Below are 22436 nucleotides of genomic sequence, written 5' to 3'. Positions count from 1 at the left end.
CCCCATGCCTGATCAGACCGCAGACGCCGAGTCCGCGCAGGGCGCGCAGCCGCGCATGAACGTCGAGAGCTTCAACCTCGACCACCGCGTCGTGAAGGCGCCGTACATCCGCATCGCCGACCGCAAGGTGCTGCCCGGCGGGGACGTGCTCACCAAGTTCGACGTGCGCTTCACCCAGCCCAACGTCGACCACCTCGAGTCCGAGACGGTGCACTCCCTCGAGCACCTGCTGGCCGAGCACATGCGCGAGCACACCGGGGACGTCATCGACGTCTCCCCGATGGGCTGCCGCACCGGGTTCTACGCCCTGCTCTCGGGCGATCACACGCCGGCGCAGTTCGCGCCGGTGCTCGAGGCGACCCTGCGCGACCTGCTCGCGGCGACCGAGGTCCCTGCCGCCAACGAGGTCCAGTGCGGCTGGGGAGCCCACCACACCCTCGAGGGCGCGCAGACCGCGGCCCGGGCGTTCCTGGACCGCCGGGACGAGTGGGAGGACGTCGGCGTCTGACGCCGCGGCGCGCGGGGAGCATCCGGCGCCGTCGATCGGCTGCCGATGCTCCCTGCGCCCCGGGCCCCGGAGCGCGCCGGGCGCCTCGGGCCCGTCTCCCGCCCGCCGGCGGCCCGTCGGCGGCCCGTCGGCGGGCCGTCGGCTCAGTAGCCGCGGACGGCCTCGCGCATGGCGCCCAGCAGACGGCCCGTGCGGGCATCGGAGGCGATGTCGTCGACGGTGACGACACGGCCCTCGGCATCGGCCAGGGGGATGCGCCAGTTCGGGTACTCCTCGTCGGTGCCCGGCTGGTTCTGGATGCGCCGCTCGCCGACGCAGTCCACGAGGGACACCCCCAGCAGCAGCGAGGGGGCGCTCGCGAGATACCGGTGCAGGGCGATGATCGTCTCCTCGACCGAGGGGTCCTCGCCCAGCAGGCCCTGCATCCGCAGCTCCGCCAGGTAGTGGGCGCGCGCGGCGGAGTCCTCGGCCAGCTCCTGCTCGAGGGGCTGCTCGAGCAGGCCCAGCTCGTGGCGCAGCGCCACGTGGTCGCCGGCGAGGTAGCCGGCCGTCGGCGGCAGGTCGTGGGTGTTCACCGAGGCCAGGCACAGGCTGCGGTAGGAGGGCGGGGGCACGGGGGAGCCGTCGCCCTGCGTCTCGAACCAGAGGATCGAGGTGCCCAGGATCCCGCGGGAGGTGAGATAGTCGCGCACCCACGGCTCGAAGGTGCCCAGGTCCTCGCCGATGACGATGGTCCCCGAGCGCTGCGCCTCCAGCGCGAGGATCCCGATCATCGCCTCGTGGTCGTAGTGGACGTAGGCGCCGTCCGAGGCCGCGTTGCCCTCGGGGATCCACCACAGGCGGAACAGGCCCAGCACGTGGTCGATCCGCAGGGCCCCGGCGTGGCGCATCAGGGAGCGCAGCATGTCGCGCCAGGGCCGGTAGGAGTCGGCGACCAGCCCCTCGGGCAGCCACGGCGGCTGATGCCAGTTCTGCCCCAGCTGGTTGTACTGGTCCGCGGGGGCGCCCACGGCGACGCCCCGGGCCAGGACGTCGCCCAGGCGCCAGGCGTCGGCGCCGTCCTCGGTGACGCCGACGGCGAGGTCGTGCATGATCCCCACCCGCATCCCGGCATCGAGCGCCGCGGACTGCGCGCCGGCCAGCTGCTCGTCCAGCACGAACTGGATCCACTCGTGCAGCGCGACGCGCTCGGCGAAGTCCGCCTGCGCGGCGGAGACCTCGTCGGAGTCCCGGCCCGCCAGCGGAGGATCGGCGGGCGCGCGCCGTTCCCGCAGGGCGCACCACAGCGCGAAGTCGGCCAGGCCCTGGCCCTCCCGCTCCCGGAACGCGTCGAACAGGGCCTGCCGGCCGGCGCTGCGAGGCACCGCGAACAGCTCCTCGAGCGCCGTCATCTTGCGCTGGAGCACCGCATCGCGCTCGAGACGATCGGCCCGGTCGTTCCACGGCGCGACCTCGCCCTGCAGCAGGGCCAGGCGCTGGCGGGCGAACTCGGGCAGCAGGGAGTACTCGGGGACGTCCTCGATCCGCACGTAGAGCGCCGAGGTGAAGCGCCGGGTGACGGGGAGATACGGGCTGGGCTCCATCGGCGGCAGCGGCTCGGAGGCATGCAGGGGGTTGACCAGCAGGAAGTCCGCACCATGGCGGGCGCCGAGGATCGCGGCGAGATCCCGCATGTCGCCCAGGTCGCCGATGCCCCAGCTGCGCGCGGAGCGGACGGAGTACAGCTGGGCCTGGACGCCGACGGCGCGTCGCGCCCCCAGGCGCTCGTGCGCGTGCAGCCGGGTCGGGGTGACCACGAGGTCGGCGGTGGTGATCTCGCCCTGCACATCGGCCAGGAGGACGTGCCAGCCCAGCGGCAGCCCCTCCGGGACCTGGAAGCGGGCACGACCGCGCAGGGAGCCGTCGACCTCGCGCGGCGGGGTGTTGTCCTCGACCTGGGCCAGGGCACGGACGGTGCCGTCCTCGAGCTGCACCGACAGGTCCACGCCCCGGCCGTGGGGGACGTGCACGGCCACCGTCCGCTGCTCGTCCTCGCGCAGGACCGTCACCGGCGGCAGGGTGCGCCGCCACAGCGCATCCTCGCGCCGCTCCCGCACCCGGGCGGCGTCCTCCTCGTCCTCGACCTCGTGGCCGAGGGCGCGGATCACCGCGAGGAGCGTGGCATCGGGAACCTGCCTGAGCGTCCCGTCGTAGCCCCAGTGGTCGGTGCCGATGCCGAGGTCGCGGGCCAGATCCCGCAGCGTCTCGGGCCGCAGAGCGGTGGATGCCGGTGCCATGGCGTCATCATAGGGGCCCGGCGGGGGCGGGATGTGCCACGGCTCACGCCCGGCATGCCGGGCGGCCCCGGACGTGCCCGGACGGGCGGGGTCCGAGGGATCACGGCCAGCTGGGCAGCCACATGCGCCAGCGCCACTGCTCCAGCGGGATCGTCTGCCCCGTCCAGATCGGCCAGAAGAACGCCGAGACCAGCACGATCAGCGTCAGCACGGAGCCCACGAAGAGGGTCCCCGCCAGGCGCCGCTCGCGGTCCCCGTCCCGCGGGCCGATGATCAGGCCCATCACGTAGACCAGGCACAGGATCAGCCACGGCTCGAAGACGACCGCGTAAAACGTGAAGATGGTGCGGTCCAGGTACAGGAACCAGGGCAGGTAGCCGCCGATGATCCCGCTCAGCGCCGCCCACGCCCGGCCGTCGCGCCACACCAGGCCCAGCACCACGGCGACCAGCACGGCGATCGCGCCGAGCCACCAGATCAGCGGGTTGCCGACCGAGAGGATCTGCGCGCCGCACTTGGCGACCTGGCAGCCCGCCTCCCCGTAGTCGTAGGAGCGGTAGTAGAAGTTCGTGGGGCGGATCTGCAGCAGCCAGCCGAAGGGGCTCGCCTGGTAGGTGTGCTCGGAGTCCAGCCCCACATGGAAGGCGTACGCCTCCTGGTGGTAGTGCCACAGGGAGCGCAGGGCGTTCAGGATCGGGGAGCCGCCGGCGTGGCCGTTCTCCTCCGCCCAGTGCCGGAAATAGCCCTTGTCGCTCGCGAACCAGCCCGCCCAGCTGGCCACGTAGGTCACCAGCGCGGTGCCGACCATGGCGAAGAACGCCGGGATCGCGTCGCGGACCAGCCCGCCCACCAGCCAGCGCTTCTCGCGCACCCGCCGTCGCGCCCACCAGTCCCAAAGCACCGTCATGATCCCGAAGACCGCCAGCACGTAGAGGCCGGACCACTTGACCGAGCAGGCCAGGCCCAGCAGGACGCCCGCGCTGAGCCGCCAGGGCCTCCAGCCGCCGGCCGCCCCCCAGGGCGACAGGCGCTCCCCGGTGGTGATGACCCGGGCGGTGGCCTCCGCCAGCCGCTGCCGGAACTGGTCGCGGTCGATGAGCAGCGCCCCGAAGGCGGCGAGCACGAAGAACATCAGGACCAGGTCCAGCAGGCTGGTGCGCGAATGCGTCAGGTGCAGCCCGTCGATCGCGAGCAGGCCCCCGGCGATCAGCCCCAGCCCCGTGGAGCGGAACAGGCGGCGGCCGATGCGCGCCAGCATCAGCACCGACAGGGCGCCCAGCAGCGCCACGGAGATCCGCCACCCCCAGGGGTTGTCCCCGCCCAGGGCCAGCATGCCCAGGCCGATCACCCACTTGCCCACGCTGGGGTGGACGACGTACGCCCCGGAGTCCTCGTAGGAGTCGACGTCGCCGGCCTCGAAGGCGGCATCGGGGTCGTCGGGCCAGTTCATCTCGACGCCGTTGTGGACCAGCGTGTAGCCGTCCTTGACGTAGTACGTCTCATCGAAGATCAGCTCATGGATCGACCCCAGACCCCACAGCCGCAGCACCAGGGCGAGCGCGAAGAGGGCCAGGGCCGCCGCCCAGGCGGCGCGGGAGGCGGGCATCGGGGCGGCGTGCAGCAGGCGCTCGAGGGCGCTGCGGGTGGATGCCGGATCGGCCTCCGGTCGGGAGTCGCTCGGGGACGTCATCTCCTGCGTGGGCACCCGGTCATGCTAGGTCATCGTCCCCGGGAGCCTACGATGGCAGGCATGCTCGAGCCCGGAACGCTGACCCTCGCCGCGACGCCCATCGGCAACCCTCTGGACGCCTCGGTGCGCCTGGTGCGGGCCCTCGAGCAGGCCGAGGTGATCGCCGCGGAGGACACCCGCCGCCTCGCCCGTCTCGCCGCGGACCTGGAGGTCACGATCACCGCCCAGGTGATCGCCTACCACGAGCACACCGAGCGGGAGCGCACGCCGGCGCTGCTGGAGGCGCTCCGCGACGGCCGACGGGTGCTGCTGGTGACCGATGCCGGGATGCCCGTGGTCTCCGATCCCGGCTACCGGGCGGTGCGCGCCGCGATCGAGGAGGGGCTGCCGGTGACGGTGATCCCCGGCCCCTCGGCCGTGCTCACCGCGCTCGCGGCCTCGGGGCTGGCCCCGGACCGCTTCGCCTTCGAGGGCTTCCCGCCGCGCCGCGACGGCCAGCGCGCCCGGGTGTTCTCCCGGCTGGCCCGCGAGGACCGCACGCTGGTGTTCTTCGAGTCCCCGCGGCGCACCGCCGCGACCCTCGCGGTGATGCGCGACGAGTTCGGGCCGCAGCGTCCCGCGGCCGTCGCCCGCGAGCTGACCAAGACCTACGAGGAGGTGCGGCGCGGCACCCTCGCCGAGCTCGCCGACTGGGCCGCCGGGACCGAGGTGCTCGGCGAGATCGTGCTGCTCGTCGGCGGGGCGTCGACGGTCGCGGCCTCCCCGGAGGAGCTGCTCGAGCAGGTCCTCGCGCGCGCCGAGGCGGGGGAGCGGCTCAAGGACGCCGCCAAGGCGGTCGCCGAGGGGGTCGCCGGCGTCAGCAGCCGCGAGCTCTACGACCGGGCGCTCGAGCACCGCCGGAGCTGAGGAGCCGCCCGGGGCGGCGCCGGGCCGAACCGGCATCGGACAGGACGATCCGGCCTCGGGCATGACGAAGGGCCCCGGTTCCCACCGGGGCCCTTCGAACGTCGATGCTGCGCGCAGGCGCGAGGAATCAGTCCTCGATCTGCAGCAGTCCGCGCTGGTACGCCTTCGCGAGGCGGCGCGGCACAGCGGCGCTGCGGCCGCGGACCGTCACCTGCACGAGGTCGGCGTTGCTCGCCTTCCACTGCGAGCGGCGGGACCGGGTGCGAGCCCGGGACATCTTGAACTTGGGCACTGCCATGGGACGCTCCTTGGGACGGTCCGAAAGAATGATCGGATGACGGATCCCTCCGAGGCGGCGACCGGCTGCTCCGGGACGGAGCGGCAGGTGCGCGGAAGGACACGCAACGAAGGACCATCCTGCCACATGCGCAGGGAGGATTCCGCCGCAGAGGCCGTGACATCGACCACCGGACCTGTGACCCTGCTCGCTCCCGGGCCGATGCGAGAGGGCGCGGAGCCCACGGCCCGCGCCTCCTACGATGGTGCCATGCCCTCCGCGAAGACCGACGCCGCCGGCGCCCCGGCCCCGGTGCACCACCGCGAGCAGCTCGACCCCCGGTCCAGCTCCCGCGACCGCTCCTGGCCGCCCGCCCCGGACCCCCTGCCGTCCCCGGTGATCGACAACCACTGCCACCTCGACTTCGCCGACGGCGAGGACCACCTCACGGTCCCCGAGCACATCGCCCGGGCGGCGGCCGTCGGCGTCGACGCGATGATCACCATCGGCTCCGACCTGGAGTCCGTGCGCTGGACCGCCCGGCTGCTCGACTCCCCGGACGCCCCCGCCTCCCTGCGCGGCGGCGTGGCGATCCACCCCAACGAGGCCGCGCTGCACGCGCGCGGGCACGGCCACGAGGGACAGGAGATGATCGGGCTGGACGAGGCCCTCGCCGAGGTGGACTCCCTGGTCCGCGGCCCCGGCATGGTGGTGGTGGGGGAGAGCGGCCTGGACTGGTTCCGCACCTCCCGGAAGGACGAGCAGGCCCGGCAGGCGCAGATCGACGCCTTCCGCTTCCACATCGCCCTGGCGAAGGAGACCGGTCTTCCGCTGCAGATCCATGACCGCGACGCCCACGCCGACGTCCTGGAGATCCTCGACGCGGACGGCGCCCCCGAGCGCACCGTCCTGCACTGCTTCAGCGGCGATGCGGAGTTCGCGCGCGCCTGCGTCGACCGCGGCTTCTACCTCTCCTTCGCCGGGACGGTGACCTTCAAGAACGCCCAGGGCCTGCGCGAGGCGCTGGCCGAGGTGGGGCTGGACCGCGTGATGGTCGAGACCGACGCCCCGTTCCTCACCCCGGTGCCCTACCGGGGCCGCCCCAACTCCTCCTATCTGATCCCGCTGACCATGGCGACGATCGCGGAGGTCACCGGCACGGACCTGGAGCAGGCGTGCCGCCGGATCCGCGAGACCACCCGCGGCGTCTACGACTGGCCCGCCGCATGAGCGCCGATCAGCCCCGCGAGGGCGCCGAGCCCTCCCTGCTGCTCAGCGCCCGCGACATCCGCGAGCTCGCAGAGGCCGCCGGGATCCGTCCGTCCAAGCAGCGCGGGCAGAACTTCGTCATCGACCCCAACACGGTGCGGACCATCGTCGAGCGCGCCGACGTGAGGCCCGGCAGCGCCGTGCTCGAGGTCGGCCCGGGCCTGGGCTCGCTCACCCTGGGGCTGCTCGAGGCCGGGGCCGATGTCGCCGCCATCGAGCTGGACCGGGGCCTCGCGCAGCTGCTGCCGCTGACCCTCCGGGCCCGCGGCATCGCCCCCGACCGCTACCGGCTCGTGCACGCCGACGCCCTCGCCGTCACCGAGCTGCCCGAGCTGCCGGAGGCGGGCGAGCCCCGGATCCTCGTGGCGAACCTGCCCTACAACGTGGCCACGCCGATCCTGCTGACGCTCCTCCAGCGCTTCCCGCAGCTGCGCGAGGCGATCGTCATGGTCCAGTCCGAGGTGGTGGACCGCCTCGCCGCGTCCCCCGGCTCGCGGATCTACGGCGCCCCCAGCGTCAAGGCCGCCTGGTACGGCCGCACCGAGCGGGCCGGGCAGATCTCCCGGCAGGTGTTCTGGCCGGTGCCCAACGTCGACTCCTCCCTGCTGCGGCTGACCCGCCACGAGCAGCCGATGGGCACCGAGGAGGAGCGGGAGCGGGTGTTCGCCGTGGTCGATGCGGCCTTCGCCCAGCGGCGCAAGACACTCCGCGCGGCCCTCGGCGGCTGGGCGGGCTCCTCCGCGCGCGCCGAGGAGATCCTGCGCGCCGCCGGAGTCGACCCCGGGGCCCGCGGCGAGACCCTGGACGTCGCCCGCTTCCACGCCATCGCCCGCGCCGCCGACGGCATCGCCTGACCCGCGGGAGCGGCCGGACCGAGCGGCCGGACTCCGAAGGGCGTGCACGGATGGCTGTCTCAGGGCCGCGAGCCAGGCGATTGCCTGGCTCGAGGCTCTCAGGCCGCCGTTCGTGCTCGCTCAGCTCGTGGGATGCCCGCTCGGATCGCAGGGCGCCCGCTCGGATCCCCGGGCGCCCGCTCGGATCGCAGGGTTCCCGTTCGGATGCCCGGGAGCTCGCTCGGGTCTCAAGGGCGCGGAGCGGGCCTGTCCCACAGGGCGTGGAAGTGGTGGACGGGGCCGTGGCCGCCGCCCACGGCGAGCTCGTCCGCGTGCGCGAGCGCGCCGGTGAGATAGTCCTTGGCCTGCCGCACCGCCTCGACCATCCCGTGACGCGGCAGCAGCGCCGCGACGGCGGCGGAGAGCGTGCACCCGGTGCCGTGGGTGTTGCGGGTCGCGATGCGCCGGGCCGGCAGCTCGAGCACGGCATCGTCCGCGGCCGCGGCCCCAGCCAGCAGGTCCACGCTGGTCTCCCCGACCAGATGGCCGCCCTTGAGCAGCACCCACGCCGACCCGAGGGCCAGCAGGTCCGGCACCTGCTCCCGCATCCGCGCGAGGGAATCCGCCTCCCGCGCCGTGCCCCCGGTGCCCCCGGCGCTCCCATCGGCCGCCTCGGCCTCTGCCGGCCCGGTCGCCGGGGTGCCCGTCCCGGCCCGGACGGGTGCGCGATCGGCATCCGCGCCGTCCGCCACCGCCCAGGCCCCCAGGTCGGGGGCGGCGCCCAGCAGCACGGCGGCCTCGGGCAGGTTCGGGGTGATGAGCGCGGCGCGGGGGACCAGTCGGTCCCGGACCACGGCGACGGTCTCGTCGCTGATCAGGCGGTCGCCGCTCTTGGCCACCATCACCGGGTCGATCACCAGCGGCACCTCGGGGATCTCCGCCAGGACATCGGCCACCGCGGCGGCGATCGGGGCGGTGGCGAGCATGCCCAGCTTGATCGCATCGACGCGCACGTCGTCGATCACGGAGCGGATCTGGGCGGCGACGAACTCGGGCTCGAGGACCAGCACGTCCTGGACTCCTCGGGTGTTCTGCGCGACCACGGCGGTGACCGCGCTCATCCCGTAGGCGCCGAGGGCGGAGAAGGTCTTCAGGTCCGCCTGGATCCCCGCCCCGCCGCTGGGATCCGTCCCGGCGATCGTGAGGACGTTCGGGATCCGGGGCGCGTCCGTCGGGCCGGGGCGGCCGGTCGGCTCGTGCAGGACAGGGCTCATGGGTGACATCCCTCCGCGAGTGCGAGCTCGATCAGGTGCGACGGGTCTCATCTCAGCCCGCGCTCCGGACGCGGCGGGCACCCCGTGTCGGCCTCGAACCTAGCATCGGCGCCCCGGCCGGGGCGGCGCCGTCCGGCAGCAGGCCGGCTTCCCCTCGGCCGGGGAGGTGCTATGCTGTGCGCCGATCGACCACGATCACAGGATTGTCACTCCCCGAGGACGCCGCCCGATCGCCACCGTGCGATGACAGGGCAGCGCTCCGCCTGAGGGGAGGCAAGGCCTGGGGAACGCCCTGTGGGTGCGCCCCGGGCCTTTTTCGTTGCCCGGAATCGGGCGGCGGCGCGGCCCGGCGGCGGGCGGCGTGCGGGTCCCGAAGCCGGGATCGCCGCCGTGGCGCAGCAGGGGTCCGGTGGACGTGGCGGCGCACCTGCCAGGACGGCGCGAGCCGATGAGAATGCGAGGACGCATCATGAACACACCTGCACCGGGGCCCGATGCCCTCGCGGAGGACATCCTCCGCGGCGTCGGCGGTCCCGAGAACGTCGAGAGCCTCACGCACTGCGCGACGCGCCTGCGCTTCCAGCTCCATGACGGCGACAAGGTCGACCAGGCCGCGCTCGACGCCCTCGACGGCGTCATGGGCACGGTGCCGCAGTCCGGCGACCGGTTCCAGGTCGTCATCGGCGGCGCCGTCGCCAACGTCTACTCCCGGATCATGAACCTCCCGTCGATGACCGGCGGCGGCAGGCCCGCCGCGAAGAGCGACGCCGAGGTAAAGGCCGCGATCCGGGCGAAGAGCCGCGGGAAGTTCGCCTGGCTCGACAACTTCTTCGAGTACCTCTCCGACTCGTTCCGCCCGCTGATGGGCGTGCTGCTGGGCGCCTCGCTGATCATCGCGATCGCCTCGGTGCTCGACGCCCTCGGCGTGGTCGACTTCCGCGCCGCGGACAAGTCCGCCACCTGGGTCTTCGTCGATGCGATGTGGCGCTCGGTGCTCTACTTCCTGCCGATCATGGTGGCCTACAACGCGGCCAGGAAGCTGCAGATCGATCCGTGGGTGGGCTCGGCCGTGATGGCCGCGGTGATGACCCCGAACTTCACCGGCCTGCTGAACCCCGAGGGCGGCACCCCGGGGATCACCTGCACCACCAACGCGACCCTGGGCACCCAGAACTGCGTGGCCGACGTGTTCGGCCTGCCGATGCAGCTGAACGACTACGGCGGCCAGGTGTTCGTGCCGCTGCTGATGGTGGCCCTGCTCGCCCTGGTCTACAAGGGCCTGCAGCGCGTCTTCCCCGAGAACGTGCAGCTCGTGTTCGTGCCGTTCTTCTCGATGCTCATCATGATCCCGGTGACCGCCTTCCTCATCGGCCCGCTGGGCATCTGGGCCGGCAACGGCATCGGCGCGGGCCTGGCCTGGCTGAACGGCAACGCCCCCATCGTCTTCGCGATCTTCATCCCGCTGCTGTACCCGTTCCTGGTCCCGCTGGGCCTGCACTGGCCGCTGAACGCGCTCATGCTGCAGAACATCAACGCCCTGGGCTACGACTTCATCCAGGGCCCGATGGGCGCCTGGAACTTCGCCTGCTTCGGCGCCACCGCCGGCGTGCTGCTGCTGTCGATCCGCCACCGCGAGCCGATCATGCGCCAGACCGCGACCGGCGCCCTCGCGGCGGGCCTGTTCGGCGGCATCTCCGAGCCCTCGCTGTACGGCATCCACCTGCGCTTCAAGCGGATCTACCCGCGCATGCTCGTCGGCTGCCTCGTGGGCGGTCTGATCGTGGGCATCCTGGGCGGCGTGGACACCTCCGCCTTCGCCTTCACCTCGCTGCTGACGATCCCCGTGTTCGACCCGATGGGCGTGTACGTCATCGCGATCGCCGCCGCATTCGTCACCGCCCTCGTGCTCGTGTACTTCTCGGACTACATGACCCCCGCCCAGCGCGCCGAGGCCAACGCCGAGCGCGATGCGGCCGAGGCCGCCGCCCAGAGCTCCGCCGTCGTCGCCGAGCCCGCCGCGCGGGAGCGCGAGCTGGTCGGCGCCGGGGTCGGGGGCGCCGCCTCCGCCGCGGCCGCCGGCTCCGTGGCTGCGGCCGCCGGTGCCACGGCTCCGGCCGGTCCCGCGGCCGATGCCTCCGGCTCCGCCGGCGCGGCCGATGCCTCCGCCGCGGACGCCGCCTCCGGCACGGCCTCGACGGTCCCCGCCGGCCCGGCGGTGCAGATCGCCGCCCCCGTCGGCGGCCGCGTGGTGGGCCTGGACGAGGTGCCGGACCCGGTGTTCGCCTCCCGCGCCCTCGGCGAGGGCGTCGGCATCGAGCCGGTCGACGGCCGGATCCTCTCCCCGGTCGACGGCGAGCTGATCACCGTCGCCGGCACCGGCCATGCCTTCGGGCTGCGCACCGCCGACGGCATCGAGGTCCTCATCCACATCGGCATCGACACGGTGCAGATGAAGGGCGAGGGATTCGACGTCCAGGTCGAGTCCTGCCAGAAGGTCTCCGCCGGCGATCTGCTGGTCGTGGTCGACCTCGAGGCCGTCCGGGCCGCCGAGCACCCGACGGTCACGCTCATGACCATCACGAACACCGCCCAGCTCGCCGAGGTCGCCCCGCGCACGGGTGCGGACGTCGCCGCCGGCGAGACCGTGGTGACCGTGCGCCGGTGATCTCCGGCGACGCAGTGCGCGCCCCCGCCCCGCACCCGGGGCGGGGGCGCGCGCCCGCATCGGGCACGATCGGGGCCCGGTTCGGGACACAATGGGGCACGGGCACCGGCCCGCACGGCGAGGGAGGGGAGCGAGGATGAAGGCGCTGCGCGTGCTGAACAACAACGTCGTCCTCGCCCGGGACGACGACGGCCAGGAGGTCATCCTCACCGGCCGGGGCATCGGCTTCAGCTCCAAGCAGGGGCGGGCCATCGACCCCGCGCTGATCGTGCGGGTGTTCGTGCCGGCCGACGGCCGCGACCCCGACCATCTCGCCGAGGCGTTCTCCCTCATCGACGAGGAGGTGCTGCGCGCGGTGGTGATCGCCCTCGGCGAGGTGGGCATCGAGGGGCGCGAGTCGCGGCGCCCCACCCTCGCGATCGCCGTGGCCGACCACGTCGCCAGCGCCCTGGACCGGGCCCGTCGCGGCATCGTCCTGGAGTACCCGCTGCGCGCCGAGGTGCAGACCCTGTACGCGAGCGAGTACGCCCAGGCGCGGCGCCTGCTGCAGGCGATCAACGAGCACGTGGATCCGCAGCTGGGCGATGCCGAGGCCACGGCGCTGGCCCTGCACCTGGTCAACGCCGGATTCGCCTCCGGCGACCTCTCCTTCACGTACACGATGACCGGGATCATCCAGCAGATGCTCGCGGTGGTGGGGGAGCGCTTCGGGGTGGAGGTCTCCGAGGACACCATGAGCGCGGCGCGGTTCATCACGCACGTGCGCTACCTGTTCGTGCGCATCCAGCAGCATCGGCAGCTGTCGGGGCAGGAGTCCACCATCGGCGCCGGCATCCGGGAGAACTTCCCCGAGGCCACCCGCACCGCACAGCAGCTCGCCACCATCGTCGAGCTGCGGCTGGGGCACGCGCTCAGCCCCGACGAGGTCTCCTATCTCGCGCTGCACGTGGCCCGGATGACGATGGAGAAGGACGGCACCGCCGCCTGACCGCCGCCGCCTGACCGCCGCAGCCCGGGCACCGCCGCCGAGCGCCGAGGCCCGGCCCGCCCGGGCGGGAGCGAGATCACGCGCCCGGATCGGCTCCGCACCTGTAGCGTTGCCCGGTGGCCTGTCGCACCCCGGACGGGCACGGACCCGGATGGAGCGAGACACCACCCCATGTGCGGAATCGTCGGAATGGTCGGCAACGGGCCGGTCAACCAGGACATCTACAACGCGCTGCTCCTGCTGCAGCACCGCGGGCAGGACGCCACCGGCATCGCCACGGCCGAGCCCAGCGGCGTCATGCACGTGGCGAAGTCCTCCGGGATGGTGCGGGACGCCTTCCGCACGCGGGACATGCGGGCGCTGCTGGGCGAGGTGGGCCTGGGCCACGTGCGCTATGCGACCAAGGGCGTCGCCTCCCGCGAGGAGGAGGCGCAGCCGTTCTACGTGAACTCCCCCTACGGGATCGTCCTGATCCACAACGGCAACCTCACCAACACGCGGGAGCTCACCGCGGAGATGGCCCGCCGGGACCGCCGCCACCTGAACTCCTCGAGCGACACCGAGCTGCTGCTGAACGTGCTGGCGGGGGAGCTGCAGGCGACCACCTCGCCGGTGGATCTCGAGCCGGACCGGATCTTCGAGGCCGTCTCGCGCACGCACGAACGCATCGAGGGCGCCTACGCGGTGATCGCGGTGATCGCCGGGTACGGCCTGCTCGCCTTCCGCGACCCGCACGGCATCCGGCCGCTGATCCTGGGGCGACGCCCCGGGCAGGGGGAGGGGGCGCACGAGGAATGGGTCGTCGCGAGCGAGTCGCTGGTGCTCGAGAACGGCGACTACGAGGTCGTCCGGGACGTCGAGCCCGGCGAGGCCGTGTTCATCTCCCACGACGGCGAGCTGTTCACCCAGCAGTGCGCGGCGGCGCCGTCGCTGTCGCCCTGCGCCTTCGAGTACGTGTACCTCGCGCGCCCGGACTCCGTGATGAACGGGATCAGCGTGTACGAGTCGCGCCTGCGGATGGGGGAGCGCCTGGCCGCGACCATCGCGAAGCACGTCCCGGTCGAGGAGATCGACGTCGTCATGCCGATCCCCGACTCGTCCCGTCCGGCGGCCATGCAGGTGGCCCGCGTGCTCGGCGTCGAGTACCGCGAGGGCTTCTACAAGAACCACTACGTGGGGCGCACCTTCATCATGCCGGGGCAGGCGGTGCGCCGGCGCAGCGTGCGCCAGAAGCTCAACGCCATGTCCTCGGAGTTCCGGGGCAAGCACGTGCTGCTCATCGACGACTCGATCGTGCGCGGGACCACCAGCCAGCAGATCATCCAGATGGCGCGCGATGCCGGGGCGGCCTCGGTGGTCTTCGCCTCCGCCGCCCCGCCGATCCGCCATCCCCATGTGTACGGCATCAACATGCCCAGCCGGCACGAGCTCGTCGCCCACGGCCGCACCATCCCGGAGGTCGCCGAGGTCCTGGGCTGCGATCGCCTGGTCTACCAGGAGATCGACGACCTGGTCGCCGCCATCACCGAGGGCTCCGCGGTCTCCGATCTGGACACCAGCTGCTTCGACGGCCGCTACGTCACCGGCACCGTGAGCGGGGAGTACCTGGCCTGGGTCGAGGGCGCCCAGACCTCCTGAGCCGCCCGGCCCTCTCCGGCTCTGGACACCCTCGATGTCCGCCCTTACGCTAAGGGTCATCAAAAGCCGTGTCATCGACGACCCGGCACCGGAGAAGAGGTCGAAGATGCCCGCACATCCCCTGGATCGCCCCACGGACCCGCGCCCCGCCGCCTCGCCCGCCGCAGCCGAGGGCGGAGCCTTCTCGCCCGCGCTGGCGCACCCCGCCCGCGCCCTCAGCCGCCGGATGCTCATCGCCGCGAGCGCCGCCGCCGGGCTCGCGACCGGGGCCGTCGCGACGGGCGCCTCGGCGGCCTCCGCCGGGGTCCGGGCCGCAGGGCCGCGCCCGATCGACGCCGCAGGGGCGGCCGATGCCGAGCCCGCCTACCGGCTGCGCCTGGATCCCGCCGAGCGGCACCAGCGGATCGAGGGGTTCGGCGCCTCCGGGGCCTGGTGGGCCCAGAATCTGGGCACCTGGTCCTCGCCCTCGCGCAACCGCGTCGCACGGCTGCTGTTCTCGCGCAGCCAGGGCATCGGGCTGTCGCAGTACCGGTACAACATCGGCGGCGGGATCGACGAGACCATCGGCGACCCGTGGCGCACGGCGGAGACCTTCGAGACCGGTCCGGGAGAGTACGACTGGGACCGCGACGCGGCCGCCCGCTGGTTCCTGCAGGCCGCGAAGGAGCACGGCGTCGAGGACTTCGTCGCCTTCGTCAACAGCCCGCCGCGGCGCCTGACCGCGAACGGCCACACCTACGGCGACCCGGGCACCTCGAACCTGCCCGCGGAGAACTACGCGGAGTTCACGCAGTACCTGCTGGACGTGGTGCGCCGCTTCCGCGACGAGGAGGGCATCGACTTCCGGTTCGTGAGCCCGATCAACGAGCCCCAGTGGGGCTGGGACGCGCCCGGCCAGGAGGGCTGCCACTACGAGCCCGAGGAGGTCCGCGAGCTCCTGCGCGTCGTCCTGGACGGCTTCGGCTCGAGCGACCTGGACACGCTCGTCTCGGCGCCCGAATCGGGGGAGTACAAGGCCCTCTACTCCGATCAGGACTATGCCGCCGTGCTGCTGGGGGACGAGGAGATCGCTGCGGGCCTCGGGGAGTTCGCCACCCATTCCTACTGGTCCACCGACGAGCAGCGGGCCCAGGCCGCCGAGAGGATGCGCCAGCATCCCGACCACCACCTCACCATGACCGAATGGTGCGAGATGGTCGGCGGGCGCGATGCCGGCATGGACTCGGCGCTGGTCCTCGCCCGCACCATCCATTCCGACCTCACCATCGCCGGGGCCGTGGCCTGGCAGCTCTGGATCGCCGTGAGCCGCTACGACTACCATGACGGGCTGATCTACACCGACTACGTCGAGCCCGGCGACGAGGAATCGATCCTGGAGACCCAGAGGCTCTGGGCGATGGGCAACTACAGCCGCTTCGTGCGCCCGGGCGCCGAGCGCATCACCGCGGAGGTCGAGGCCACGCAGCAGTCCGACGGCGAGATGGCCGCGATCCCGTTCGTCACCCCGCAGATCACCGCGGGCGCCGCGCCGGGACAGCGGATCTTCCGTCTCGAGGACCCGGCGGGGGACGACCACGGCCACGGCGCGGTCACCTATCCGCGCAACGCCGTGTTCACCCCCGGCAGCTTCGACCTGCTCGCCGTCGAGGCGATCGACGCCGGGCAGGACGTGCTGTTCACCCTCGAGCTGGGCGCCGATCTGGTGGATCCGTGGAACGGCTCGCCGGTCGGCTACGACCTGCAGATCTTCGACATCTACGTGGACACCGGCGCCGCGGGCGGCTTCACCGAGCTGCTGCCGGGCCGGCGCGCCCGGGTCGCCGAGGGCTTCGCCTGGGACAGGGCCATCTGGGCCACGGGACGCACGGACGTCGCCCGGCAGAACGTGGCCGAGAAGGTCCCGGCGGCGATGCGCGAGGCCCTGTTCGTCCCCCTCGAGGACGCGCAGAGCGTGGACGGCGCGACCCTCACCCTGCGGGTGCCCAAGGCGTTCCTCGGCGAGATCCAGCCGGACTGGTCCTTCCAGGTGCTCGTGATGGGCTCGGACGGGAACATGGCCGCGGACTCGCTGCGCGTGCGAGAGGTGGTCGCCGAGGCCTCCGACTGGAACTTCGGCGGCGGCAGCGACGGGCACGAGGACCCCAACATCCTCGACCTGCTGGTGCCCGAGGGCATGACGCAGGCCGAGGCCCTCGCCTACACCCCGGCGACGCGCACCGAGGTCTTCGCCTCCGCCTACGTCGACGAGGACGAGGGCACCCTCGTGCTGGTGGTGATCAACGAGTCCGATCAGGTCGCCGCCGCGGAGCTGGCCGTGCCGCACAGGGCGCCGACGCTGAAGCTCACGCCCCACCGCACGGCCGAGGGCGAGGCGCTGGCGCGCGGGGAGTCCGTGCGCCTGGTCCGCGGCGGCGACGGGATCGCCCGCGGCACCGTGCAGCTCGCCCCCCGCTCGGTCACCACGTACACCGCGCCCTGGGGGTGACGACGAAAGCGACCGGGCGGCCGGGCATGCATCGCGATAATGCCTGGCCAAAGCTCCGGTAAGCGCGTACCGTCCGATGTGCGCCGCCGATGGCCCATCGGCGGCCCACATCGGAACCTCGAGAGAAGTGGAACCACCATGGAGTACGCACATCTCGGTCGCAGCGGCGCGACGGTCTCCCGCCTGGTGCTGGGGACCATGAACTTCGGTCCGCACACCGAGGAGAAGGACGCCCACCGGATCATGGACCGCGCCGTCGAGGAGGGCGTGAACTTCTTCGACACCGCCAACGTCTACGGCGGGGAGGGGCGGCGCGGCTGGACCGAGGAGATCATCGGCCGATGGCTCGCCGCCTCCGGCCGCCGCGACGAGGTCGTGCTGGCCACCAAGGTCTACGGCGACATGTCCGAGGGAGCCAGCCCGACCGGCAAGGGCCTGTCCGCCTACAGCATCCGCCGCGCCGTGGACGCCTCGCTGCGGCGCCTGCAGACCGACCACATCGACCTCTACCAGATGCACCACATCGACCGGGACACCCCGTGGGACGAGGTGTGGCAGGCCTTCGACACCCTGGTCGCCCAGGGCAAGGTCACCTACTTCGGCTCCTCGAACTTCGCCGGATGGCACATCGCCCAGGCCTCGGAGACGGCCCGTGCCCGGGGCGGCCTGGGCCTGGTCTCCGAGCAGTCCCTGTACAACCTCGTCACCCGCGACATCGAGCGCGAGGTGACCCCGGCCTCCGAGCACTACGGCCTGGGCGTGATCGCCTGGTCGCCGCTCGCCGGCGGGCGCCTGGCGGGGACCCAGGGCTCCGGCGTGCGCCGCGAGAACTCCCGGCATGCCGCGGATCCGGAGGGGCAGGCGCAGATCCAGCGCTGGCAGGACTTCTGCGACGAGCGGTCGATCGCCCCGGGCGAGGCGGCGCTGGCCTGGCTGCTCCACCGCCCCGGGGTGCTCGGCCCGATCATCGGCCCGCGCACCATGGAGCAGCTGGAGACGGCGATCGCCGCCTTCGACATCTCCTTCACCGAGGACGATCTCGCCGCGATCGACGAGATCTTCCCCTCCGCCGGCGGCACGGCCCCGGAGGCCTACGCCTGGTGAGCCTGCGCATCGGCCGCTCCGGTCGATGAGGACGGGGCCGGGGAGCCATCGGCTCCCCGGCCCCGTCGATGCTGTGCGCCTGGGGTGGTCGGCTCACCCCTGGTGCGCGACGTCGACGACGATCCGGCTGCCCCCGCCGGGGCCGTCCAGGACGAAGGCCCGCATGGGCAGGCGGGCGCGCACGCCCAGGCCCACGGTGGTCTCGCCCTCGAAGCTCCCGGCCAGGGCGACCTGGCGGAAGGTGCGGTAGCCGTCCACGGAGACCGCCTTCGTGGGGTTCGCCGGGGAGTAGGTGGCCCTCCCGCCGTCGTCGTAGGCGGGAGCATGGACGATGATCTGCAGATCCGCGGCGCCGGCCAGCGGTACGGCCGTGCCGGAGCCGGGAGCATGGACCGCGGTGACGTAGCGGATCGAGTACCCGGTCACGTCCCCGTCGAGGTCGATCACGAGCCGGTCGTAGCAGGTGTGCTGTCCGGCCCGGAGGTTCGTCAGATGGGTGTCATAGGCGAATCCGCTGCGCGTCTTGGCGAGGGATCCCCAGGTGATGCCGCAGTACGGTGCGGCCTGTGCGGCGACCGGGGCGACGAGGCCCAGGGCGCCCAGCAGGAACAGCGAGGCCAGCAGAGAGATGATGCGCTTCATGACGGACTACCCCCTCCATGTCCTGCCGCCATGGCAGGTCATGGGCGCAGTATGAGCGTTTTCCGGGCGCTCGTCCAGAGTTCTTGTCGCGGCGGAATCGGGAGGGGTGCGCCGGTAGGCGACGCCCTGATGGGGCCTCGGGGCGGGGCTCAGGCGGGAGCGGCGTGCCGCTCCCGCAGCGCGGCGAGCTCGTGCTCGAGCGCATCCGAGATCCCGGGGAGGTCGCCGAGGTCGTGGGACTCCGCGGGATCCGCCGCGAGGTCGAACAGGGCCCGCGGCGTCGTCGCGGGCGGGTCCATGCCCTCGCGGGCGTCGACCACCAGCTTGTGGCGCCCGCGCCGCAGCGCCCACTGGCCCTCATAGGTCCAGTGCAACGTGCGCTCCGGCCGGGGTGCGGTCGGATCTCTGAGCGCGGCGAGCACCGAGACGCCGTCCACGTCGGGCAGGTCCGGCGCGCAGCCGTCGCTCGCGTGCAGCAGGGTGGGCAGCAGGTCCATCATCATGCCGGGATCGGTGAGCTCGGCGCCCGCGGGGAGGCGTGCGGGCCAGGTGATGATGCCCGGGACGCGGATGCCGCCCTCGAACACCGATCCCTTCGCGCCCCGCAGGCCGCCGGAGGAGCCGCCGTGGTACGAGATCTCCTCGCCGCCCAGCCAGTTGCGGCTCTCCCGGGAGGGGCCGTTGTCGGAGGAGAAGACGACGATCGTGTCCTGGTCCGCCCCGGCCTCCTCGAGCGCGCGGAGGATCTCGCCGATCGCATCGTCCAGGGCGGCGATCATCGCGGCCGTCTCGCGGCGCCCCGGCGGGAGGTGGGCCACCCGGGCCATGTGCTCGGCCGGCGCATGCATCGGGTAGTGCGGCGCGTTGAAGGGCACGTAGCAGAAGAAGGGGGCGGCGCCCTCCGCGCGCGGCGCGGCGCTGCGGGTGATGAAGTCCGCGGCGCGCCGTCCGATCACCGTGGTGAGGTACTCGCCGTTCAGCCACACCTCGTCCTCGCCGTCCCAGAGATCATGGATCGGCGCGCGGCTGCCCCAGTAGAAGATGTGCGAGTAGTAGTCCACGCATCCGGCGCGGAAGCCGAAGACCTCGTCGAACCCGTACCGGCCCGGGGCGAAGGCGGGATCGGCCCCCAGGTGCCACTTGCCGAAGATGCCGGTGCGATACCCGCGGTCCCGCAGCCGGGAGGCGAGGGTCGGCTGCGGCGGCAGGCCGGGGGTGGTGCGGCTGCCGCCCAGGATCGCCTCGACCCCGGCGTGCTCGGGGTAGCGGCCGGTCAGGAGGGAGGCGCGCGAGGGGGAGCAGACCGGCGAGTTCGCGTACCACTGCGTCAGCTTCACGCCGCGCCGGCAGAGGGCGTCGAGGTGCGGGGTGGGGACGTCCTCCGCCCCGAAGCATCCCAGATCGCCCCAGCCCAGGTCGTCGGCGTAGATCAGGACGATGTTCGGTCGCGGGGTCATGCGGGGTCTCCTCCGGCCGGAGCGCGGCGGGGTCTCGCTCCCGTCGACGGCGCGCATCCGTGCGTGGTCTCCCCCCACGCTATCCGCCGGCACCGGCGCTGCGGTGATGCTCCTCACGTGTCGCGCGCAGGGGCGCAGGTCAAACCGACCATCGGTCGGTATCTGTCGCGGTCGGGGTTCGAGGGCGCTGGACGTATTAGTTGTTGTCCACTAATAATCGTCCCAGTCCGCCTCGGCGGTTCCCGCAGCGCCGCGGATGCGGCATACGACGAAGGAGTCCACCCCGTGACGTCCACCAGGCCCGAGACCGGCTTCCCGCCGGATCCGACGATCGACCTCCAGGGCAGCCCGAACCTCATCGGGCCCAGGCTGCCGATCCCGCATCTGGGCATCACGCCCGATGCCAAGCGCCCCGCCTGGTTCATCGGCGGCGTCTTCCTGGCCCAGTTCGGCCTGTTCGTCGCCCTGCTCGGGCCGGCCACGGTCTCGATCGCGCTCAAGGCGCAGACCCTGGCGTCGAGCCCGGCGGAGCAGGCGGCGATCACCGCGCTCGCGCTGTCGCCCGGCGCCATCGCCGCGGTGATCTTCAACGCGCTGGGCGGGCGCATCTCGGACCGCACCACCTCGCGGTTCGGGCGCCGCCGTCCGTGGATCATCGGCGGCATCGTCGCCATGTCCCTGGCGCTCCTGCTCATCGCCACCGCCACCGGTCCGCTCACGATGGGCATCGGCTGGTTCCTCGCGCAGGCCTGCGCGAACATGGCGTTCGCCGCCTTCCTCGCCTCGGTCTCCGACCAGCTCCCCTCCGAGCAGTACGGCAAGACCTCGGGGATCATCGGCATCGCGCAGAACGTCGGCATCATGGTGGCGACCTGGCTCGCGGCCTTCCTCGAGAGCAACATGCTCCTGCTGTTCATGGTCCCCGCGGTGCTCGGCGCGGTCCTCATGGCGGTCTACGCCCTGATGCTCCCCGAGCCCGTCCTCAAGGAGAACAGGCACCCGTTCAACCTGCGCGAGCTCATCTCGACCTTCTGGACGAACCCGATCCGCTTCCCGGACTTCGGCCTCGCCTGGTGGGGACGGTTCCTCATCATCCTGGCCTCGTACCTGTTCGTCGTGTTCCGCGTGCAGTACATGACCGACCATCTCGGACTGCCCACCGCCGAGGCGACCAAGGCCGTGGCCACCGGCGTCACGATCTACACGATCGTCTCCATGTTTGCGAGCTTCTTCGCGGGCTGGCTCTCCGACAGGATCGGCAAGCGCAAGGTGATCGTCGCCGGCGCCATCCTGGTCTTCGGCATCGGCACCTACATGCTCCTGCACGCCGACACCGTCACCGCCTTCTACCTCTGCGAGGCGGTCATGGGCCTGGCCTACGGCGCGTACGTCGCGGTCGACCTGGCGCTGGTGCTGGACGTGCTTCCGGACCGCGAGAACGCGGGCAAGGACCTGGGCGTGTTCAACATGGCCAACGCCCTGCCGCAGTCGCTGGCCGGCGGCCTCGGCGGATTCCTCCTCGCCAGGATCGGCGGAGGCACCGACTTCACGGCGCTCCTGGTGGCGGCCCTCGTCTCCGCCGTCATCGGCGCCGTGATCACCATGCTCATCCGCGGCGTGAAGTAACCTCGCTCCCACACCGGGGCCGGGGCGCGCAGGTGCGCCCCGGCCCCGTCCTCGTCCCGACCGACGTCGCCGAAGGAGCCCGGACCCATGAGCACCGCCACGACGCCCCCAGAGGCCGGGACCGCCCCAGGCGGCCCGGATACGCGGCCGCGGCGCCGCCGCGGTCGCCCGCGCGGCCAGGACTCCGCCGTCGTGCGGGAGGCGGCGCTGCGCGCGGCGATCGAGCTGATCGCCCAGCAGGGCTACGCCGCGACCTCCATGGCCCAGGTCGCCGCCGCCGCAGGCATCTCGCCCTCCGGCCTCGCCCACCACTTCCCCTCGAAGAACGCGCTGCTGGGTGCGGTCCTCGATCATCGCGACGCGGAGGACACCTTCGTGCGCGAACGATCCCACGAGCCCTGGTCCGCCTTCGACCACATGGTGCACGTGGCGCGGCGGAACATGGGCCGCCGCCGGCTCGTGGCCCTGTACATGACGATGATCGGGGAGGCCGTCGCGCCGGAGCATCCCGCGCACGCCTGGATGGTGCGCCACTACGCCGACGTGCTGGACACCCTCCGGGACCAGCTGCGCGCCGACCAGCAGCGGGGGACGGTCCGCGAGGACGCGCCGGTCGAGGCGATCGCCCGCTCGATGGTCTCGCTGATGGACGGCCTGCAGGTCCAGTGGCTGCTGGACGAATCCGTGGACATGGCGGCGGTGCTGGCCGAGAGCGTCGCGGCGATGAAGCGGACCTGGGGGACCGAGCTCGTCTGACAGGACCGACCCTGCCGCGCGGCGCGGTTCCCGACCGGGGCA

At 72.8% G+C, this 22436-nt stretch carries 17 protein-coding genes and 1 riboswitch; of the genes, 11 read left to right on the top strand and 6 right to left on the bottom strand.

Annotated features, from left to right (window positions below; translation table 11 throughout):
• Positions 1–4: 4 nt before the first annotated feature.
• Complete coding sequence (locus tag BF93_RS12880; protein WP_051486931.1) at positions 5–508, top strand: S-ribosylhomocysteine lyase; 504 nt, start codon at positions 5–7, stop codon at positions 506–508.
• 143 nt (positions 509–651) lie between these two features.
• Here BF93_RS12880 and malQ read toward each other — a convergent pair whose 3' ends face one another.
• Together malQ and BF93_RS12870 are read right to left on the bottom strand one after the other, a co-directional pair.
• The gene (gene malQ, locus BF93_RS12875) at positions 652–2784 is read right to left on the bottom strand and encodes a 4-alpha-glucanotransferase (RefSeq protein WP_038373181.1); all 2133 of its coding nucleotides are present in this window, start codon (positions 2782–2784) and stop codon (positions 652–654) included.
• Positions 2785–2884: 100 nt separating this feature from the next.
• On the bottom strand, positions 2885–4489 hold the full coding sequence (locus BF93_RS12870; protein WP_232226412.1) for a dolichyl-phosphate-mannose--protein mannosyltransferase: 1605 nt from the start codon (positions 4487–4489) through the stop codon (positions 2885–2887).
• A gap of 45 nt (positions 4490–4534) precedes the next feature.
• Between BF93_RS12870 and rsmI the strand changes: the two genes are divergently transcribed.
• Complete coding sequence (gene rsmI, locus BF93_RS12865; protein ID WP_198025430.1) at positions 4535–5380, top strand: 16S rRNA (cytidine(1402)-2'-O)-methyltransferase; 846 nt, start codon at positions 4535–4537, stop codon at positions 5378–5380.
• 127 nt (positions 5381–5507) lie between these two features.
• Here the strand turns inward: rsmI and rpmF are convergent, their stop codons facing one another.
• Positions 5508–5678, bottom strand: a complete 171-nt coding sequence (gene rpmF, locus BF93_RS12860) for a 50S ribosomal protein L32 (RefSeq protein WP_038373177.1) — start codon at positions 5676–5678, stop codon at positions 5508–5510.
• A 249-nt stretch (positions 5679–5927) separates the two neighbouring features.
• On the opposite strand from rpmF, the gene BF93_RS12855 reads away from it, so the two are divergent.
• Both BF93_RS12855 and rsmA read left to right on the top strand, forming a co-directional pair.
• Positions 5928–6887, top strand: coding sequence for a TatD family hydrolase (locus BF93_RS12855; RefSeq protein ID WP_084148548.1), 960 nt, complete (start codon positions 5928–5930; stop codon positions 6885–6887).
• Positions 6884–7780, top strand: coding sequence for a 16S rRNA (adenine(1518)-N(6)/adenine(1519)-N(6))-dimethyltransferase RsmA (gene rsmA, locus BF93_RS12850; protein WP_038373176.1), 897 nt, complete (start codon positions 6884–6886; stop codon positions 7778–7780). The genes BF93_RS12855 and rsmA overlap by 4 nt, the downstream gene beginning before the upstream one ends.
• Before the next feature lie 227 nt (positions 7781–8007).
• Here rsmA and BF93_RS20095 read toward each other — a convergent pair whose 3' ends face one another.
• Entirely contained in the window at positions 8008–9033 is a 1026-nt protein-coding gene (locus BF93_RS20095) for a hydroxymethylpyrimidine/phosphomethylpyrimidine kinase (protein WP_051486930.1), read from the bottom strand.
• Positions 9025–9128, bottom strand: a riboswitch (TPP riboswitch). (Overlaps the previous gene by 9 nt.)
• A gap of 374 nt (positions 9129–9502) precedes the next feature.
• Here BF93_RS20095 and BF93_RS12840 point away from each other — a divergent pair.
• The 5 genes from BF93_RS12840 to BF93_RS12820 all read left to right on the top strand — a co-directional run bounded on the left by BF93_RS12840 (position 9503) and on the right by BF93_RS12820 (position 17913).
• The gene (locus BF93_RS12840; protein ID WP_038373173.1) at positions 9503–11698 is read left to right on the top strand and encodes a glucose PTS transporter subunit IIA; all 2196 of its coding nucleotides are present in this window, start codon (positions 9503–9505) and stop codon (positions 11696–11698) included.
• A 136-nt stretch (positions 11699–11834) separates the two neighbouring features.
• Positions 11835–12686, top strand: a complete 852-nt coding sequence (locus tag BF93_RS12835; RefSeq protein ID WP_038373172.1) for a PRD domain-containing protein — start codon at positions 11835–11837, stop codon at positions 12684–12686.
• A gap of 171 nt (positions 12687–12857) precedes the next feature.
• Positions 12858–14324, top strand: a complete 1467-nt coding sequence (gene purF, locus BF93_RS12830; RefSeq protein ID WP_038373171.1) for an amidophosphoribosyltransferase — start codon at positions 12858–12860, stop codon at positions 14322–14324.
• A 106-nt stretch (positions 14325–14430) separates the two neighbouring features.
• On the top strand, positions 14431–16809 hold the full coding sequence (locus tag BF93_RS19080; protein WP_051486929.1) for a glycoside hydrolase: 2379 nt from the start codon (positions 14431–14433) through the stop codon (positions 16807–16809).
• A 138-nt stretch (positions 16810–16947) separates the two neighbouring features.
• On the top strand, positions 16948–17913 hold the full coding sequence (locus BF93_RS12820; protein ID WP_038373169.1) for an aldo/keto reductase: 966 nt from the start codon (positions 16948–16950) through the stop codon (positions 17911–17913).
• Positions 17914–18006: 93 nt separating this feature from the next.
• Here BF93_RS12820 and BF93_RS12815 read toward each other — a convergent pair whose 3' ends face one another.
• Positions 18007–18555: an AMIN-like domain-containing (lipo)protein gene (locus tag BF93_RS12815; protein WP_038373168.1), complete on the bottom strand. Its 549-nt coding sequence runs from the start codon at positions 18553–18555 to the stop codon at positions 18007–18009.
• Between the two features lie 149 nt (positions 18556–18704).
• Positions 18705–20012 (bottom strand): sulfatase-like hydrolase/transferase, encoded by a 1308-nt coding sequence (locus BF93_RS12810; RefSeq protein ID WP_038373167.1) that lies wholly within the window; start codon positions 20010–20012, stop codon positions 18705–18707.
• A gap of 285 nt (positions 20013–20297) precedes the next feature.
• Here BF93_RS12810 and BF93_RS12805 point away from each other — a divergent pair, with 285 nt between their 5' ends.
• Positions 20298–21638, top strand: coding sequence for an MFS transporter (locus BF93_RS12805; protein ID WP_051486928.1), 1341 nt, complete (start codon positions 20298–20300; stop codon positions 21636–21638).
• Between the two features lie 87 nt (positions 21639–21725).
• Entirely contained in the window at positions 21726–22394 is a 669-nt protein-coding gene (locus BF93_RS12800; protein WP_038373166.1) for a TetR/AcrR family transcriptional regulator, read from the top strand.
• The last annotated feature ends 42 nt before the right edge of the window (positions 22395–22436 follow it).

This window comes from Brachybacterium phenoliresistens (assembly GCF_000576425.1).
Taxonomy (GTDB): domain Bacteria; phylum Actinomycetota; class Actinomycetes; order Actinomycetales; family Dermabacteraceae; genus Brachybacterium; species Brachybacterium phenoliresistens.
The sequence above is the reverse complement of the archived record's forward strand: the minus strand, read 5'-3'. Positions and strand labels throughout refer to the sequence as shown.